The 17,873-nt window shown below is 68.5% G+C and carries 16 protein-coding genes and 1 pseudogene; 3 read left to right on the top strand and 14 right to left on the bottom strand.

What is annotated here, in order from left to right; genetic code table 11:
- Positions 1 to 76 precede the first annotated feature (76 nt).
- From eccA to ACJ512_RS14515, 14 genes and pseudogenes are all read right to left on the bottom strand, one after another.
- The gene (eccA, locus tag ACJ512_RS14580) at positions 77 to 1,909 is read right to left on the bottom strand and encodes a type VII secretion AAA-ATPase EccA (protein WP_407686274.1); all 1,833 of its coding nucleotides are present in this window, start codon (positions 1,907 to 1,909) and stop codon (positions 77 to 79) included.
- Complete coding sequence (eccE, locus tag ACJ512_RS14575; RefSeq protein WP_407686275.1) at positions 1,906 to 3,111, bottom strand: type VII secretion protein EccE; 1,206 nt, start codon at positions 3,109 to 3,111, stop codon at positions 1,906 to 1,908. Before eccE ends, eccA begins: the two co-directional genes overlap by 4 nt.
- A 13-nt stretch (positions 3,112 to 3,124) precedes the next feature.
- Positions 3,125 to 4,960: a type VII secretion-associated serine protease mycosin gene (gene mycP / locus ACJ512_RS14570; protein WP_407686276.1), complete on the bottom strand. Its 1,836-nt coding sequence runs from the start codon at positions 4,958 to 4,960 to the stop codon at positions 3,125 to 3,127.
- Positions 4,938 to 6,449, bottom strand: a complete 1,512-nt coding sequence (gene eccD, locus ACJ512_RS14565; protein WP_407686277.1) for a type VII secretion integral membrane protein EccD — start codon at positions 6,447 to 6,449, stop codon at positions 4,938 to 4,940. The genes mycP and eccD overlap by 23 nt, the downstream gene beginning before the upstream one ends.
- A gap of 268 nt (positions 6,450 to 6,717) precedes the next feature.
- Positions 6,718 to 7,620, bottom strand: coding sequence for an ESX secretion-associated protein EspG (locus ACJ512_RS14560; protein WP_407686278.1), 903 nt, complete (start codon positions 7,618 to 7,620; stop codon positions 6,718 to 6,720).
- 87 nt (positions 7,621 to 7,707) lie between these two features.
- Positions 7,708 to 7,992: a WXG100 family type VII secretion target gene (locus tag ACJ512_RS14555; RefSeq protein ID WP_144947333.1), complete on the bottom strand. Its 285-nt coding sequence runs from the start codon at positions 7,990 to 7,992 to the stop codon at positions 7,708 to 7,710.
- 50 nt (positions 7,993 to 8,042) lie between these two features.
- A complete protein-coding gene (locus tag ACJ512_RS14550) occupies positions 8,043 to 8,339 on the bottom strand; it encodes a WXG100 family type VII secretion target (protein ID WP_144947330.1) in 297 nt (98 codons plus the stop codon).
- 282 nt (positions 8,340 to 8,621) lie between these two features.
- On the bottom strand, positions 8,622 to 8,921 hold the full coding sequence (locus ACJ512_RS14545; RefSeq protein ID WP_144947327.1) for a PE family protein: 300 nt from the start codon (positions 8,919 to 8,921) through the stop codon (positions 8,622 to 8,624).
- A 477-nt stretch (positions 8,922 to 9,398) separates the two neighbouring features.
- Positions 9,399 to 9,767, bottom strand: coding sequence for a PPE family protein, SVP subgroup (locus tag ACJ512_RS14540; protein ID WP_407686311.1), 369 nt, complete (start codon positions 9,765 to 9,767; stop codon positions 9,399 to 9,401).
- A gap of 284 nt (positions 9,768 to 10,051) precedes the next feature.
- Positions 10,052 to 10,186, bottom strand: a pseudogene (locus ACJ512_RS14535) (PPE domain-containing protein); the annotation flags it as partial.
- Positions 10,187 to 10,504: 318 nt separating this feature from the next.
- On the bottom strand, positions 10,505 to 11,743 hold the full coding sequence (locus ACJ512_RS14530; protein ID WP_407686312.1) for a PPE family protein: 1,239 nt from the start codon (positions 11,741 to 11,743) through the stop codon (positions 10,505 to 10,507).
- A gap of 15 nt (positions 11,744 to 11,758) precedes the next feature.
- Positions 11,759 to 12,058 (bottom strand): PE family protein, encoded by a 300-nt coding sequence (locus ACJ512_RS14525; protein ID WP_144947324.1) that lies wholly within the window; start codon positions 12,056 to 12,058, stop codon positions 11,759 to 11,761.
- A gap of 76 nt (positions 12,059 to 12,134) precedes the next feature.
- Entirely contained in the window at positions 12,135 to 13,379 is a 1,245-nt protein-coding gene (locus tag ACJ512_RS14520) for a PPE family protein (RefSeq protein WP_407686279.1), read from the bottom strand.
- Positions 13,380 to 13,837: 458 nt separating this feature from the next.
- The gene (locus ACJ512_RS14515) at positions 13,838 to 14,032 is read right to left on the bottom strand and encodes a ferredoxin (RefSeq protein WP_407686280.1); all 195 of its coding nucleotides are present in this window, start codon (positions 14,030 to 14,032) and stop codon (positions 13,838 to 13,840) included.
- Between the two features lie 218 nt (positions 14,033 to 14,250).
- Between ACJ512_RS14515 and ACJ512_RS14510 the strand changes: the two genes are divergently transcribed.
- The 3 genes from ACJ512_RS14510 (at position 14,251) to ACJ512_RS14500 (ending at position 17,830) form a co-directional block, all read left to right on the top strand.
- Positions 14,251 to 15,402, top strand: coding sequence for a cytochrome P450 (locus ACJ512_RS14510; RefSeq protein ID WP_407686281.1), 1,152 nt, complete (start codon positions 14,251 to 14,253; stop codon positions 15,400 to 15,402).
- Positions 15,403 to 15,406: 4 nt separating this feature from the next.
- Positions 15,407 to 16,567 carry a cytochrome P450 gene (locus ACJ512_RS14505; protein ID WP_407686282.1) on the top strand — a complete coding sequence of 387 codons (1,161 nt, stop codon included), beginning with the start codon at positions 15,407 to 15,409 and terminating at the stop codon, positions 16,565 to 16,567.
- 87 nt (positions 16,568 to 16,654) lie between these two features.
- Positions 16,655 to 17,830 (top strand): cytochrome P450, encoded by a 1,176-nt coding sequence (locus ACJ512_RS14500; protein ID WP_407686283.1) that lies wholly within the window; start codon positions 16,655 to 16,657, stop codon positions 17,828 to 17,830.
- Positions 17,831 to 17,873: the final 43 nt, after the last annotated feature.

Genomic DNA, 17,873 nt, shown 5'->3' with positions numbered 1-17,873 from the left:
GCGGCAAGTACACGGTGGTCATCGAGCAGGCCGAGCCGAAGGCGATGAGTGCGGCGACGGTGGAGCCAACCTCAAACTACTCCGGCTTCTTCTCGGCCACGGCCGCGCCGAGGCCCTCGGCGAGGTCCTCACGGGTCAGTTCCTTGAAGCGGCGCAGTTGCGCCTCGCTGAACTCGGTGAGATCGCTGGACAGCACCGCGTCGAGATCGTCGTCGTCCAGGCGGAAGCTGCGGTGGTCGCGGGCCTTCTCCACGACGTTGCGGACAAACCCCGCATTGCCCAGGATGTCGATGCCGCGGATCAGGTCCCCGTCCTCGGAGTAGCTCTCGTCGAGGTAGAACTTCGTGTATGAGGGCAGCAGCGCCTCGGCCGCTTCGTCGGTGATGACGTCCTCGTTCTCCGCCCCCATCAGTTTGGTCAGCGCGACCAGTTCGTTGGGGGTGTAACTGAAGAATTCGATCACCGTCGAAAAGCGCCGCCGCAGACCCTGGTTCACGTCGAGCATCTTTTCCATCGCCTTGGCGTAGCCCGCACCGAAGACCACCAACTCGTCGCGGTGATTCTCCATGTACAGCAGCAGCGTGTTGATGATCGCGTTCCCGTACGGGTCGCCCTGGGAGTAGCCCTTTTCGTGCAGGGTGTGCATCTCGTCGAAGAAGACCGCGCCGCCCAGGGCGCCCTCGAGCATTTCCTCGGTGTTCTTCTCCGCGTCGGCCATGTACCGGCCCAGCAGCTTGGTACGGCTGGTTTCCACCACCAACGGCTTGCGCAGCACCGTCAACCCGCACAGTTGCTTGCTGAAAGCTCTTGCCACCGAAGTCTTTCCGGTTCCGGGAGGGCCAAGCAGCAAGGTGTGCCGCGAGGTCACCGGCACCGGAAGACCCATCTTGGCGCGGGCCAGGTTCACCTTGGTCGTCGACTTGATGAGCTTGATCTCGCGCTTGGCGCGCTCCATGCCGAGCATCGCGTTGAGCTCGGCATCCCCTTCGGCGAGGTATTTTGACGCCGCCTCCGCGTGGCGAGCGGCCTCCGTCTGGGCGCGGGTCGGCGCGCTGTCGGGGTCCCACGGGTCGGTGCGGGCCTCGATGGTCTCTGGATCGGTCAGAATCAGCCGGAAGTTGGGGTTGTCCAACGCTTCGCGGGCCGGGGTGAACTTCGGGTCGCGCGAGTAGACCCGGCGCAACAGTTCGACGGCCTCCTCCTCGCGCCCGACGTGGCGCAGGCACATGCCCTGGGTGTAGAGGGCGATGTTGGCGGCTCCCGGCACGCGGTCGCCCTCGACGGCGTCCTGTCCGCGCCGGAATGCCTCCTCGAAGACGCCGAGCGATGCCAGGGCGGTGGTTGCCATCGCCGCCCCCGCCGCCTTCAACTCGGGGTGGCGCCAGGTCTTCCCCTCGGGAAATTGGGCGAGCACATCGGGCCAGCGTCCGGTGCGGAAGAACAGCACCCCGCGCACGTAGTTGAACAGTTCCTCGTCGAAGGCGTGGCGTGGCTCGATGCTGTCGAGCAGCTTGGCCGCCTCCTGGTAGCGTTTGGCCTCGGCCAGAACGGCGGCGTAGGCGCACGCCAGCGACTCGACGCTGGTGACGGCGAGCTTCAGGAACAGCCCGTCGGACACCTCGGGACGGAACTGCAGGTCCGTGACACCCAGGCGGCGGGTTTCCCAGCCGAAGGTCCGCACCGCCGCCCACGCGCCGGACAGCACCTCGATGCTCTGCTCACCGGCGAGGATCCGCGCCAGCCAGCCGTCGCACATCGCCGGGTCAAGGCTGGTCGCGGTGGTGAACATCTGCGCCGCCACCTGCGGGTTGTTGCTGGGCTGGAGCCCGTTGACGGAAATTCCGGACGCCAACAAACCGGCGACCATGGCGTTACGGGCGTCCTCGGCGGTGGTCTGCGGGCGTGTCATTGCCCCGTGGGCACGCTTTCCGCGTCGTCCCGCACCTGGCCCACCGGCAGCACCAAGTCGTCGTCGTGGAGGAACTCACGGCTCGGTACGTCGAGCAGGGACCGGGTCGTCGGGGCGGGCAGGCTGGCGCGCACCGCGGCCAGCTGGCGGCCGGTGAGCCGGTTGAGGCCCGCGGACAGCTCTTTGGGCAGCCGGCCCTCGCTGTGGTACCGCACCCAGGCCGACAGCCGGGGCTGACCGCTGCGGGTGTTGAGCCGGATCGTGATCACGGTCGCACCGACGTCCGGGTCGTCGGTGAGCAGAAGCTCCTCCAGCGACTCGGTGGTGATGTCCGACGGCGTCAACCAGAAGCTGGTCGCGAAGCCGTTGAAATGCTTGAGATGGCGCCAGCCGGGGCGGCTCCAGGTCGCTTCCAGATCGGCCAGCACGGCTTTGTCGACCTCGGCGAGTTCCTCGGCGGTCAGCGGCTTGGCCACACAACTCTGCCCATCGAGATCCTGGGCGATCCGTTCGGTCGCCGCCACCAGCGTCGATGCCAGCGAATCGCGGGCCGCTACCGCGGCGACATTGCGCTGTGGGTCCATCCTCAGCACCAGCCAGGTCTTGCGCACGTACGAAGTCGGGCGATCCCCGACCAGCCCCCACTCCTCGGGGCCCCAGTCCTCGAGCGCCGACAGTTCCGCCGCGTTGCCCCCGCGGCGCACCTTCACGGTGACGATGTCGACGTCATCGAGGTGGATGTCGAACTGCTGCAGCTGTTCGGCGACCGCCTGCACCGGCAGCGTTGCCGACGTCGCACGGTGGCGGTGGCGCGCCGCCGAGTCGTCTTCGCCGCTGTCGATCCCGATCACGGCGACCAGATGGCCGGCGTACTCCCGCACCCCGACCTTGTCGCGCCCGAAGCGGCGCTGGTAGTCGACGGCCGGCGTGCACCCGGTGGCCAGCGCGGTGCCCGGGTCGGCGGACCAGTCCCACACCCAGGCGGCCAGTCCCGAGATCACGGTGATCCCGTGGTAGGTGATCAACGACAACAGGGTGACCAGCGCGGCGAGCCCCACGCCGACCCACCACGCCACGTGGTGATCGGCCTGCCAGGAATCCGGGCAGTGGCTTGCCACTATCAGGATCGCGATGTCGACCACGAACACCGCGGTGACCCGTGGCCAGGACAACGACAAACCAAACCTGCGCTGAGCCTTCATTACCGTCCCGCCCTCATCGCTGCTTACGCGATCGCTTCATCAACATCGTGACACCAAACACCGCGCCGCCGATCAGCAGCGCCGCGGTCAGCCCCCCTGCGGCAACCCAGACCGGCACCTCGTCGCGAGGGGGGGCCGGCTTGGGTATGTTCAGCGGCGCCGAAAGCTGTTGCGGCGGCTTTGCCGGGCCTTCGGGGACGTCCCAGGTCAACGCGGCCACCGGGTCAACGACACCGTACCCGACCTGGTTGTCCACGCCGCGCGCGGGCGCCCGCGCCGTACGGGTCAACCGGTTGATGATCTGGTGGGACGTCAGCTCGGGATACTTCGCACGCACCAGGGCGGCCACCCCGGACACGATCGCGGTCGAGAAGCTGGTTCCGCTCGGGACCAGCAGCGTGTTGTCCGGCCCGTCGATCGCGTTGATCAGGCCGTCGTCCCGCGGCGACAGTCCGACCACGTCGGTGCCCGGCGCGGCGATCCCGACCCAGGGACCGGCGATACTCGACGCGCCCTGTCCCTGACCGCCCTGGGTGAGCGGGCGACCGTCGTTGTTGACCGCCCCGACCGTCAGGACGTAGTCGCTGAACCAGGACGGCGTCACGACGGTGGTCACGGCGCTCCAGTCGCGCGGATCGTTGGGCTGCAACGGATCGAACAGCGGGTTCTGCTTGCAGTCCTTTTTGCTGCTGTCGCCCGCGGCGGCCACGATGACGACGTTCTTGTCGACCGCCGCGTAGCGGACCGCGGCACCCAGCGAGCGCTGGTCGACGACGTTGCGCGCGCTCATGCAGGTCACGTCGGAGATGTTGATGACCTGGGCGCCCATGTCGGCGGCATGCACGATCGCGCGCGCCATCGTCTCCACGTTGTCGATCTTCGCCCGGGTCTGCGGATCCTCGTCCCCGGTGTAGGCGTCCTTGAGGCCGAACGCCTGGCTGGACTGCCGGATCGAAATGATGTCGACGTCCGGGGCGATGCCGCTGTAGGCGTCGGAAGGCTGCGTCGGCGCCACGGGCGGCGTCGGGACCGCCGGGTCGAGCGGACGGGGGCCCCGCAGGTTGTCGACCCCGGCCACGTGCGCGCCACCCGAGTAGCTCGGAATGGTCACCGTACCGTCGCCCCGGTTGCCGGACGGCGCGCCGGGCGCGGGAGCGCCGGGAGCCGGCGGCGCAGCGGGTGGTGGCGGCGCGCCGGGAGGTGGAGCTGGCTGGGGCGCACCGGGTGGCGGCGGCTGACCCTCCCCCTCCGGCTCGGGCGGAACCATCGTCACCGTTTGCGGCAGCGGCGACAACGTCACCGTCTGCGGCGGCGGTGCTTTGGGCGGCGGCTCGGTGGTCGGAATGGTGACCGGCTTGCGCGGGGCGGCGGGCAGCGGTACCGCTCCGCTGGCCGGTGCCGCCCCGATCATCGACGCGACGATGGTGCCGTGCGCGTCGCAGTCGGACAAGCCGTCCCCGCCCATGATGTAGTCCCCGCCGGGAATCAGGTGGGGAAGCCGGGGGTGCGGAGTGACACCGGTGTCGATCACGGCCACCTTCACACCGGCGCCGCGGCCGAACTGCCACGCCTCGGGCAGGTTCAGCATGTCCATGTACTCCGGCGGCACCTTGAAATCGCTGCCGGGCAGCACGCCGACCTCGGTGCAGTACGCGGTCTGCTTCATCGGCGCAGGCGGTCCGGGCGGACCGTCGGGTGGCACCGCGGCAGGGTCGATCGTCGGTGGGGAGATGGCATAGGCGGGCGGTAGGCCCGCCAACGCACCCGAGGTGAGCAGGAGCGCGGCGACGGTCGCACGGGTCGCGCGACCGCGCCACACCCTCCGGTTAGCGGTATCGGATCGCTGCATAGACATTCATCAACCACAATGCCAGCGGGAAGATCGGCATCAGGCAGAGGTATTCAATCCACTCCACGAACTTGCGGAACAGGGGGCTGTAGATGGTGTTGGGCACGACCGCGGCCGCGGTCAGGCCGGCCGCCGGGAGCAGCACCAGGATCGCCACGCTGACGGAGATCGCCAGCGGGGACTGCAGCACGATCGCGTACCTCCCCACCACGGCCGCGACGATGATCACGGACGTGCCGGCCAGGATGATCGACTGCCAGCGGTCGACGTAGGAGCGGCCGCGCAGCATCAGGAAACCGGCGATGAAACCGGTCAGCAGCAACGGCAGCCAGCGCTGCCCGGTGCGCGGATCGGAGAGCACGGTCAGCGAGAACACCGTGAGCACGCCCAGCCCGACGAGCAGACCTGTCAGGAACGAGCGCGCGCGCTCGGCCTGCAGCACCACGTCGCGGACCGACGCCGGCCCCTCCAACACCGGCGGGCCGCCTTCGGAACGCACCACCGTGGTGGGCAGGTCGGGGCGAGCCTCGAAGACCCACCGGCTGGTGGCCGACGGGAAGACGGGCAGCCGGATGCCCGCCAGCCGGCGGGACAGGGCCGGCGCGGCGTGGTAGGCGAGCACGCATGCCAGCACGATGGACGTGAACATGGTGACCGTGCTGATCATCGCGACCATCCGCGCCAGGCTGGCGACCGTCGCCACCGCGCTGATCGTGACGATCGCGGTGTAGGCCCCCAGCCGCCGACCGGTGAAGCGCAGGGCGAGCGCGGCTGCGACGGCGAGCACACCGAAGCCCAGCACGGCCTGCGGCGATCCCGCGCTGCCGGGAGGCGCGCCGGCGGCGGCGACGGTGAGGGGCGCGAGGCTGCTCATCAGCATGGTGTCGCCGACGAGGCGTTCGGCCTGCGTTTTGGCCCGCATCAGCAGCATTACGGAGACCGCCGTGACGACGGCGCCGATCAGCGCACCGTAGATGGTGGGGAGCCACGAGTTGTGGTCCCAGCGCCACCAACCCATCAGCGCCGACGCCGCGACGACGCCGACCGCCACCATGGCGGCGCCGACCTGCACCGCGGTGCCCGGGTCGATCGCGGCGAATCGTTTGCTGAGGTTCGCCGAAACCGCCGTCGAAATGTGTTCGATGACTTGCGACCGGCGCTCGGTGTCCTGGATGAACCGGATCCACAGCCGGTCGCCGTCATAGACGTCCTGCTCGGTCAGCGACTGGGTGGCCCGCAGCGGCGTGCCGTCGACCAGGCACAGCGCCCAGCGCCCGCGCCCGGTGGCCTCCAGCGTGGCCTCGCCGAGCTCCCGGAGCCTGCTGTTGACGACCTTCAACAGCGGATCGGTCATCACCGACACCGGGGCGTTGGCGTCCAACAACACGCCGATCTGCACGCCTGTACCGGCCATGATGCCGACCACGACCGCCCGAGGCTGTGAGACTCCCTCTACGTCAGCCTGTGGCGCTTCAACTACCGCGGTCATCGCCCTGCACCCCCTGCAATGGTTGGTGTGTAACCCCGTGTCTTCAGCCACGCGGGGGCATCGGCCCCTGCATTACCCGAGGCGACGTCGCCCCCCGGCACGTGCAGTTCGACTAATTCGGATCTCATCTGCCTTGCCTCGCGATTAAGAGTTGTGGTGACACTCATTTGGAATTTGCTGATGATTCTAGAGAAGTATGCCGTGTCCGCATCTTGGCCGCATGTTGTGCGCAGAAGCATTGGTAAACTCTGTGTTTCGTATCCGGGCGTCAGACCCTGCTATGGGTTTTCCACTCGCCGTAGGGCAGGGTGTCCAGAACGGTCTTGATGCCCACCTGCACGAGCTGGGGTGTCGCCGGACAAATGGCCAGCCACGCCTCCCCCGAGCCCGCCGTCCGTGCCTGCTGGTACATGGCGATCCGGCCGCCCGACCCGTCCTTGAGCGACAGCACTGAGGTGCTGGGGCCCTTCGCGTCGTCCCGGTACTGACGGGCGTACACCGCGACCTCGGCGGCGGGGTCGGACAGCGCCTGCCCGAGGGCGGCCACCGTGGCGGCGCTGATGCCCATGCGTCGCAGGTCTCCCCCGGAGAACACGTTGAAGCCCGACTCCTGCCAGGACTTCGTCGCCTCGAGCATCTCCTCGAGCGGCACGTTGACCGCGTTGATCGCGGCGGGTTCCGCATGGTGGATCGACTCCAAGCCGTCCATCACCAGCGCCGCGATCGAGGCGCTGTCGGCGACGGCGACGTCGTCGACCGTGATGTCGCTGCCGACCCGAACCGCCGACACCCAGTGCTGGCCCCGCCGGGCCAGCACCACCCGGAACTCGTTGTCGGGAATGTCGCGCGAACCGGGCGGCTGGTCCTCGTCCTCGACCACGCCGTAGAGAAGCTTGCCCCGCGAAAGCAGGGCGACGACCTCGAGGTCCGGCGCGGCGAGCACCCGCATGCGGGCGGCCACTTGCTCGTTCACCTCGTCGCCCTCGACAATGCCCTGCTCGCGCATCACCGCCATGCCGGGATGCTCGTTGAGCCAGTCGTTGGAGTCGGTAGATACGAATGGCCGGCACCGCAACTCCGGCGCGACGTGCCGAATGTCCAGGAGAGCCTGGAGCATCCAGAAACCATCGACGTTGACGGTGATGTCGGTGCGGGTGCTCTGTTGGTCCATCTATCCCTCGAAGGTCGGGTTAATCGGTAACCGCAGGACGCGGCAGCACACCGATATGTGGTGTGCTGCCGCGCCTGAAGTTGGGGGTTAGGCCCAGCTGGACCCAACGGCGCTGTCGGTGCTGGCCATGTTGCTGCCGGCGCTCTGCACCTTCTGGCCGTGGGCGTTGGCCTGCTCGTAGATCACCTGGAAGTTGCGACCCAACTGGGTGATGAACTCCTGGCAGGCCACCGAACCCGAACCGCCCCAGAAGTCACCAGCGGCCAGCACATCACGGACGATGGCCTGGTGTTCGGCCTCGAGCGATGCAGCCTGGGCGCGAATGGTGGCGCCGTGAGCGTCCACATCGCCGAATTGGTAGTTGATTGACATGACGGTGTTCTCCTAACGTCTGGAATGGTACGCAGCCTCGCCTTTTGGCGCTAGCTGCCCAGGATCTGCTGCGAAGCCTGCTCTTGCTGCTCGTAGTTGTTGGCGTCGCGGATCAGCCCGTCGCGCACCCCGTGGAGCATGTTGACGATGTTGCGGAAGGCCTGGTTCATCTGGCCCATCGTGTCGTACGAGGTGGCCTGGGCCTGACCGCTCCAGCCGGCACCGGCGATGTTCATCGACGACGCCCACATCTTGCGGGCCTCGTCCTCGACGGTCTGGGCGTGGACCTCGAAGCGGCCCGCCATCGCACGCATCTCGTGCGGGTCGGTCATAAAACGTGTTGGCATGTTGCCTCTCTCCTTCGTTGTCTTGATGAATTGATTCAGCGCATTGTCGACATGATCGACGGCGGGCGGACGGATACGCGCTTGCACACCGCCAAACCCGGCCCACGAAATTTATGTCCCCCCTTCCCGGCAGCCGATGGCTGTCCGGGCGCTGTACCACGGTCGAACGAAGTCAAACCCGAACCACGACGTTCGAGTTGACGGGTCGCTCGATACTGCTGGCCTGTCAAGCGGGTTCCGGCGCATGCGCCGATGATCCCGCCCCCCGAATCGCCGATCCGGTCAGCCGGCGGCGACGGCGTTGGCGGCCTCGGTGGCCGCGTACGAGCCGGAGCTCATCGACAGCGTGTTCACGAACATCTCGTGAATCGCCTGCGCCTGCGCGCTCACCGCCTGGTACATCTGCGCGTGCGCGGCGAACTGAGCCGCGGTCAGCGCCGAAACCTCGTCGGCGGCGGCGGGCACCACCCCAGTCGTGGGGGCCGCGGCCGCGGCGTTCTGAGCGCTCATGGTGGCGCCGATGCCCTGCAGGTTCCCGGCCGCCGCAGCCAGAGCCTCCGGCTGTGTGGTTACGAACGACATACTGTTCCCTCCTCGATTAATTTCCAGCAATCGCTCTCGTATGAGAGTAGATGACTACGTAGCACCAAGCTGCCTTCAGCGTCCCGTGTTCGCAACTGTTCACCAAACGGCACGGCGAATTCACCTTCGGTAACGTCAGAGTAACAGCGGCGGACCCCGCTCGGGGGATCCCGCAACACAGTCACAGCAATCGTGAGTTTGCGGGACTGCAGGCAGACGCGCCATGGTCCCCCCAGGCGGCGGATGAGCTGGTAAAAATGCGGTCTCCGATGACGCGGAGCGGAGGTCCGGCAAGGGCCCGAGAGGGGACGCCCACCGCCCCTGTCCGGCATGGGCGGCGCACGTCAACAGCGGTCGATCGACTGCCCGGCCGGGCCGGGCCGTATCCGGTCAGCAACTCTTGCCGGGCGCGGCTCCGTCCGACCGCCGGGCCTTTCGTTTCGGAGCCGTTCCCGCGCCCGGACCGGTCACGAGGGGCTAGCCGGCAAACGGCGGCCGCGCCATGACGACGGGGCGGAACCCGTAGTGCGGCCCCGCCCCGGGTGCGCTCAGCGGCACACCGCCGAACAGGTGGCCGGTGCCGGGATCGGGTGCCTCCCCGATGTTGCTGACCGCCAGTGGCTCCGCGGCGGGGCGAGGCGCGGGCGCGGCGTCGCTCCAGAGAGGCGGAACCGAGAGCCTGCCGACCGGGACGGCCTCGCCGAGCCGGGCGGTGACGGGCGCGGCGGCGCCGCCCAGCAGTCCGCCCAGACCAGTTGTGGCCTTGGCGGGGCCGCCGGCGGCCGTGGTCGCCGGGCCGCCGACGGCCCCCAGACTCTTGGCGACCTGGACGAAGGGGTTGCCCATCCCGACGCCGAAATAGGGCGGCCCCTCGGTGTTGTAGAGGAAGCCGGCGTAGGGCGCGTAGGCGGTCAGCAGCGATTGGAGGCTCGTCGGGAAGCTCGGCGTGCCGAAGACGATCTGCCACAGCCACGACAGGGGGCCAGACGACGAGGCCAGATGGTTCCATTCGCCCTGCAGGGGGGACGACAGCGGCGCCGCCAGGCTTTGCAGCCGAGCGGTGATCTGGCCGATCAGATCGTGCAGCGCGCTCTGCCCGGAGCCCGCCGGGCTCTCGCCGGCCGCGGTGACCGGGCCCACATCTCGGCGTACCGCGACTCCAGCGCCGCGATCGCCCCCGCGTTCTGGCCCAGCACGTTGGTGGACGTCAGGCGCGCGAGCGCCGCACGGTTGGCCGCGATCGCCGGCGGGGGCACCATCGAGGAGAGAGTTCTCCGAATCTCGTGCTTGCGAGGCTAGATCGGCGCGCTCCCGTACCGGGACGCCCGAAGGTCCGCGCGCACCGCACGCGGGCACCGGACCCGACGCCGACGTGCGGCATCTCGCGGAGCCCGCTGCCCGATTCTGACCAGCACCGATGTCACCCGGTCGGGCGCGCCTCGACCGGACGGTTCGGTGCGGTGGCCGAGGGCGGCGACGGGTAACAATCCGACCGCGGATAACGCCTGCGCCGAAACGCCGACGGGTGCCGTGCCGACGGCGCTGAGCGCGTCGGCACGGCACCCGACCGGGTCGATCGATCGTTATCCGGCGAAGGGCGGCCGCGCCATGACGACGGGACGGAACCCGTACCGCGGCCCGGACCCGACCCCGCTACCGGCGCCGGCACCGGCCAGCGGCATGCCGCCGAGCAGGTTCCCGGGTCCGCCGGCACCGGCTGCGGCCTCGGGGGCGGCGCTGACGGTGCTGACCAGCTGGGCAGGGGTGTGCGCCAGCGGCGCGGTGGCCCCCGACCAGGACACCGGCACCGCGAGCTTGCCGCCGATGGAGGCCGCGTTGCCCATGGACGCCGTTGCCGACGCCGCGTGCGCGGCGACGCCGCCGCCACCACCGAGCAGGCCGCCCAGACCGCCCAGGCCGGGCAGGGCCTTGGCGGCACCGGCGGCCGCGGGCGCCACACCGCCCAGTGCACCCGTGGTCTTGGCGATCTGCACACCGAAGTTACCCATACCAACGGAGAAGTAGGGCAGACCTTCCGTGTTGTACCAGAGGGCCGAGTAGTTGTTGTACCCCTGGACGAACGTCCCGATGTTGCTCGGCAGGACGCTCTGACCGCTGATCAGGAACCACAGCTCGGTGAGCGCGTTGTTCGACCCGAGTTGATTGGCCAGCCCACTGGGCGAGGCGAGGCTCTGCAACTGGCTCGGCAGCGACGAGATGAGGTTCTGCAGGTTGTTGGTGGCCGACCCGCCCGCCGCGGTGGTGGTGGCGGCGGTTTGCAGGCTTTGGGCCGCGGGGTTGGCGATGGCCGGTGCGTTCTTGTAGGGCGTCACCTTCGAGGCCGTCGAGGACTGGGCCGCATAGGTGTACATCGCGGTGGCGTCCTGGGCCCACATCTGGGCGTACTGGGCCTCCAACTGGGCGATGATGCCGGTGTTTTGCCCCAGCACGTTGGTCGCGATCGCCTGGGCCGTCTCGGTGCGGTTGGCCGCCACCAGCGGCGGGGGCACCGTGGCCGCCAGCGCGCTCTCGTAGGCCGCCGCGGCCGCACGCGCCTGGGCGGCGGCCTGCTCGGCCTGGGCCGCGGTGGTGCTCATCCACGCCACATAGGGCTGGACGGCCTGGGCCATCGAGGCCGAGGCCGGCCCCAACCACTCCTCGCTGCTCAGGGCGGTGACCACCTTGTCATAGCCCAGCGCCGTGGAGTTCAACTCCGCGGCCAACCCGTTCCACGCCGAGGCCGCCGCCATCAGCGACGACGAACCCGGACCCGAATACATCCGCGCGGAGTTGATCTCCGGCGGAATGGCACCAAAATCAATCACCTTTGACCTCCTTTAGCCGGTCGCGGCCGCGTTGGCCGCCTCGGTCGCCGCGTACGACCCCGAGCTCATGCCCAAGGTGTTGACGAACATCTCATGAATCGCTTGCGCCTGTGCGCTCACGGCCTGGTACATCTGCGCGTGTGCGGCAAACTGCGCCGCGGTCAACGCCGACACCTCGTCGGCCGCCGCGGGCACCACCCCCGTCGTCGGGGCCGCCGCCGCGGCATTCTGGGCGCTCAGCGTCGAGCCAATCCCCTGTAACGTCCCCGCCGCCGACGCCAACGCCTCCGGCTGCGTAGTCACGAACGACATGCGATCTCCTTTCCAAAAACCTTCGCGCTCAACAGCTTCTGAGTTTCATTCGCTATGTTCATGGTCGTGTCCGGGCCTATCCGGCCGAAGGCGGCCGCACCACCACGCTGTAGCGGAACCCGTACTTGTTGACGTAACCGGAGGCCGCCCGCCGACTCCCCGACCCGATCGGCATGCCGCGCAGGATGGCGTTGTCGGGTGCATGGTTCGCCGCCGCGTGGATGGGAGTGCCCTCCACACCCTTGACGATGGAGCTGACCTCCGTCGCCGGTGTGGCCGGCGTGGCCCATCCCGAGGGCACCGACAGCCCCCCGATCCGGCCGGCCCCGCCCGTGCTGGCCGACACCGCCGAGACGCTGTGGGCACCGAGGCCGAGCTGCGCGAACTGCGGCGTCGGGTACCAGTAGCCCGAGCCGGCCGTGGTACCGGCACCGAACACCAACTGCTGTCCCCACTGGTAGCCCTGGTAGCCCGTACCGTAGCCGTTGTACACCTGCAGCAAGTTGTGGAAGTAGGTGTAGTAGGTCGCCGACGTGATGCCGGAGGTGTTCCACGCCGTCGGGATCTGGTTCAGCGGCCACGGCAGCGCCGCCGGGTTCGTGGTGGCCGTCGTGAGCAGGTTCTGCAGCTGTTGCAGCGGCTGGGGCAGCGCGGTGGCCGCCGAGATCGCGTGCGGGGTCACCACCGCCGGCACCAGCTGCGGGGTGGTGGTCGCGGTGGTCTGCGCCGTGTTGCCGGCCGGAGTGGCGACGGCCTGGGCCACCGCCATGGCCTGGTCGGCACCCGCATTCGGGGTGGTTGTCTTCGGCGGGGAGTTGAACGGCACCAGCTGCCCGGCGGTCAGCGACGACCCGAGGTATCCGTACATCGCCGCCGCGTCCTGCGCCCACATCTCCATGTACTGCGCTTCGGTGGCCGCGATCGCCGGGGTGTTCTGCCCGAAGAAATTGGTCGCGATCAGCATCAGCAGCAATGCGCGGTTCGCCGCGATCACCGGCGGCGGAACGGTCATCGCGAACGCCGTCTCGTACGCCCCGGCGGCGGCACGGGCCTGATTGGCGGTCTCCTCGGCCTGACCGGCCGCCACGCTGAGCCAACTCACATACGGCGCAACGGCGGACATCATCGAGGCCGACGCCGGCCCCACCCATGGTCCACTGGTCAATTCCGTGATCGCCGAACCGTAACCGGTGGCGGCCGTGCTCAGCTCGGCCGCCAATCCGTCCCAAGCCGCCGCGGCGGCCATCATGGGCGCCGATCCAGGTCCCGTGTACATGCGACCGGAATTGATTTCGGGCGGTAGCGCCCCGAAGTCAAACACCGCGCCCTCCCTTATTGGGCCGTGGTCGCCGAGCGACCCCGACGTTCGAACAAGACCTAGCAGAGACCGCGGTCACGGCCTCGTCACATTCGCTACTTCCGGGCCGCTGAGCCGGTGGAGCCTTGAGCTGTATGTTCACAGTCAGCAAATCCAGTCGAGGGGCGGACCCAACAAGTTGGCGTGTTGTTTTGCTGTGCCGGACTAGTGATCCCTCAACGGGATTCCCGTGAACCCGGTCACGAGCGACGCGCACATCCTGTTTGGACACCCCCATAGTCAGCAACCGAGCGACAGCTAGCTTGTGGGCTGACCTGTCGCTCGCCAAAGACATTAACCCGTTATAAGCGGGACACCGACCGGAGACGCCAACTGTTCATTACCCGCCGACCACTGTTCACTCGAAGTCAACCGCCGTTCATTTGCCGTTTGCTCGGCTGTTGACTGAGCGGATAGTGCCGTCAATCCTCCTCGAGGACGAGCGCCATTTCCGGGCAGGAGGCCACACCCTCGCGCGTCAGCTCCTCGTCCTCGGGCCGCACCTCGTGTTCTTCGAGGATCGAATATCCCGAGTCGTCGATCGGGAACAGCTCGGAACTGACGGCGTAACACTGTGCGTGCCCTACACATTTCGACTTCTCGAGACGAACCTTCACCTGAGTTCCTTCTTCGGCGGCTCCGACAAGCGCGCCAGGTCGGATTGACAACTCGCTAGGTAGATTAGTCGGTCGGTAGGGTTTGGCAGATGCCCGCACCAAGGCCCACCAAGGCCGGCGGCTTCAGCGGGGCGTTGCGGCCGAGGTCTGATCGGTGCGGCTTCGCTGTGGCTGCTGTATCGGGCGGTCACGAACAAGATAGGCGGACACCAGCGCGCATGAGCATTCTCGACGACTGGCAGCCGGGCGCCTCCCCCATGCCGCGGCTGGAGTATTCGACGCTACCGATGGCCGAAGACCGGGGTGCCGGGTGGAAGACGCTGCGCGATGCCGGACCGGTCGTGTACATGAACGGCGCCTATTACCTGACCCGCCGTGAGGACGTGCTGATGGCGCTGCGCGAGGCCAACCTGTTCTCGGCGCAATTGGCGCTGCAGCCCCCCGGCAGCCCCGTGCCCGTGCTGCCGTCGGCGTTCGATCCGCCCGAGCACACCCGCTACCGCAAGATCCTGCACCCGTACTTCAGCCCGGAGGGCCTCAGCAAGTCGCGGCCCGTGCTGGAGCGCCACGCCAGGGACATGATCGCGGCCCTGGCGGGGCGCGGCGAGTGCGAGGTGATGGCCGAGTTCGGGCGGCTCTACCCCTATCAGGTCTTCATGGACCTCTACGGCCTTCCGCTGCAGGACCGCGACCGCGTGATCCGCTGGAAGGACGCCGTGGTGGCCGGCCAGTCCGAGGGGGACGAGCTGTACGACTATTTCGCCGACGTCATCCGGCGACGCCGGCAGAACCTGGGCTCCGACCTGTTGTCGCAGATCATGACCGGCCCGGGCGAGCTCACCGATCTCGAGCTGCTCGGGATGACGCACTTGCTGATCCTGTCCGGTCTGGACACGGTGGCGGCGGCGATCGGCTTCTCGCTCTTCGAGCTGGCGCGCAGGCCGCAGCTGCGCGGCGAGCTTCGCGACAATCCAAGGCAGACCAGGGTTTTCATCGAGGAGATCGTGCGGCTGGAGCCGTCGGCGCCGGCTGCGGCCCGGGTCACCACCGACTTCGTCAAGGTGGGTGGCATGACGCTGCCCCCGGGCACACCGGTGCGGTTGTGCACGGCGGCCATCAACCGCGACGACAGCGACGAGATATCCACCGACGAACTGGTCGTGGACGGAAAGATGCACCGGCACTGGGGGTTCGGGGGTGGGCCGCATCGCTGCCTGGGCTCGCACCTGGCCCGGATAGAACTGACCATCATCGTCGGCGAGTGGCTCAGGCAGATCCCCGACTTCGAACTGCCCGACGGCTACGTGCCGGAGATCCCGTTCCCGTCGAAAACCTTCGCGCTCAAGTCATTGCCGCTGCACTGGAACTGAACGCGTGAGCGCTGACGGCGAACACCAGCAGGGTGCGTTCCAGCTGCCGCGGCTGGACTACGCGGCGTTGCCGCTCGGCAGGGACCGTGGCGCCGGATGGAAGGCGTTGCGCGACGCCGGGCCGGTCGTGTACATGAACGGCCACTACTACCTGACCCGCCGGGAGGACGTGCTCGCGGCGCTGCACGACCCCACGCTCTTCTCGACGCGACTGGCGCTGCAGCCCGCCAGCAGTCCGGTGCCGGTGGTGCCGTTGGCGTTCGACCCGCCCGAGCACACGTTCTACCGCACGATCCTGGACCCCTACTTCAGCCCGCAGGCGGTGGGCAGGTCCCGACCGGTGCTGGCGCGCCATGCCGCCGACATGGTCGCGGCGCTCGCCGGCCTGGGCCGGTGCGAGGCGATGGCCGATTTCGCGCGCCTCTACCCGTTCCAGGTGTTCATGGACCTCTACGGGCTGCCGCTGGAGGACCGGGACCTCGTGATCGGGTGGAAGGACGCCGTGGTGGCCGGCAAGTCCGACGTGGGCCAGAGCGAGGCGCTGCTGGCATATTTCACCGACGCCGTCCGGCAACGTCGTCGCAGCCCCGGCGCCGACATGCTGTCGCAGGTGCTGAACGGGCCCGGCGAACTCAGCGACCTCGAAGTGCTCGGCACGGTCTTCCTGCAGATCCTGGCCGATCTGGATGTGGTGGTCGCGGCGATCGGGTTCTCGCTGTTCGAGCTGGCGCGGCGGCCCGCGTTGCGCGGTGAGCTACGCGAGGACGCCAGGCAGGTCAGGGCGTTCATCGACGAGATCATCCGGCTGGAGCCGTCGGCGCCGGTGGTGGCCCGGGTCACCACCGACTTCGCCAAGGTGGGTGGCATGACGCTGCCTCCGGGCACACCCGTGCGGTTGTGCATCGCCGCGATCAACCGCGACGGCAGCGACGAGATGTCCACCGACGACCTGGTGATGGATGGAAAGGTGCACCGGCACTGGGGATTCGGCGGCGGGCCGCACCGCTGCCTGGGCTCCCACCTGGCCCGGCTCGAGCTCGCCGTGATCGTCGACGAATGGCTCCGGCAGATCCCCGACTTCGAACTGCCGCCGGGCTACACCCCGGACGTCGAATTCCCGTCGAAAGCGCTCGCCCTGAAATCGCTGCCGTTGCGCTGGGGCTGACCCGGTCGCCGGCGCGTTCGGGCCGGAGATGCAAGATTGGTGTGCCATCACGACCCGAGAACCCCCAGCATGCGGAGATCAGAGAGCATGAGCGCTCCCGACGAAGGCCAGCCCGGCGCGTTCTACCTGCCGCGCCTCGAATATTCGAAGCTGCCGATGGCCGAAGATCGCGGCGTCGGATGGAAGACGTTGCGCGATGCCGGTCCCGTGGTGTTCATGAACGGCCACTACTACCTGACGCGCCGGGAGGACGTGCTGGCGGCGCTGCGCAACCCGAAGGTGTTCTCCTCACGGTTGGCGCTGCAACCCCCGGGCAGCCCCCTGCCGGTGGTGCCGTTGGCGTTCGACCCGCCCGAACACACCCGCTACCGCAAGGTGCTGCAGCCGTATTTCAGCCCGCACGCACTCAGCAGGTCCCGGGCGGTGCTCGAACGCCATGCCGCCGAGATGATCGGGGCGTTCGCCGGGCGGGGCGAGTGCGAGGCCATGGCGGAGCTCGCCCGCCTGTACCCGTTCCAGGTCTTCCTCGACCTCTACGGCCTGCCCCTGGAGGACCGGGACCGGGTGATCGCCTGGAAGGACGCGGTCGTGGCCGACAAGCCCTACCTCACGCAGGAGGACTTCGCCGAGGGCAGCAAGTTGTTGACATATCTCGCCGAGGCGATCCGGCAACGGCGGGAGAATCCCGGTTCTGACATGTTGTCGCGGGTGATGACCGGCCCGGGCGAATTCACCGACCTCGAGCTGTTGGGCATGACCCACCTGCTCGTGCTGGCGGGCCTGGACACGGTCACCGCGGCGATCGGGTTCTCCCTGTACGAACTGGCGCGCAGGCCCGCCCTGCGCGCCCAACTCCGCGGCAACCCCAAGCAGATCAGGGTTTTCATCGAGGAGATCGTCCGCCTGGAGCCCTCGGCGCCGGTCGCGCCCCGGGTGACCACGGAGGTCGTCACCGTCGGCGGCATGACGTTGCCGGCGGGCACACCGGTGCGGTTGTGCATGGCCGCGGTCAACCGCGACGGCAGCGACGAGATCTCCACCGACGAACTGGTGATGGACGGAAAAGTGCACCGGCACTGGGGGTTCGGCGGCGGACCGCACCGCTGTCTGGGCTCGCACCTGGGCCGGATGGAACTGACGGTGGTCGTCGGGGAATGGCTCGACCAGATCCCCGATTTCGAGCTGCCCGCGGACTACACTCCCGAGATCACGTTCCCGTCGAAGACGTTCGCGCTCAAGGCGTTACCGCTGCGCTGGGGCTGACCCGGCCAATCCGGGCCGCCCCGGTGCAACGATCGCGAACTCT

Source organism: Mycobacterium cajalii, from assembly GCF_045809005.2.
In the GTDB taxonomy this organism is placed as follows: domain Bacteria; phylum Actinomycetota; class Actinomycetes; order Mycobacteriales; family Mycobacteriaceae; genus Mycobacterium.
The sequence above is the reverse complement of the archived record's forward strand: the minus strand, read 5'-3'. Positions and strand labels throughout refer to the sequence as shown.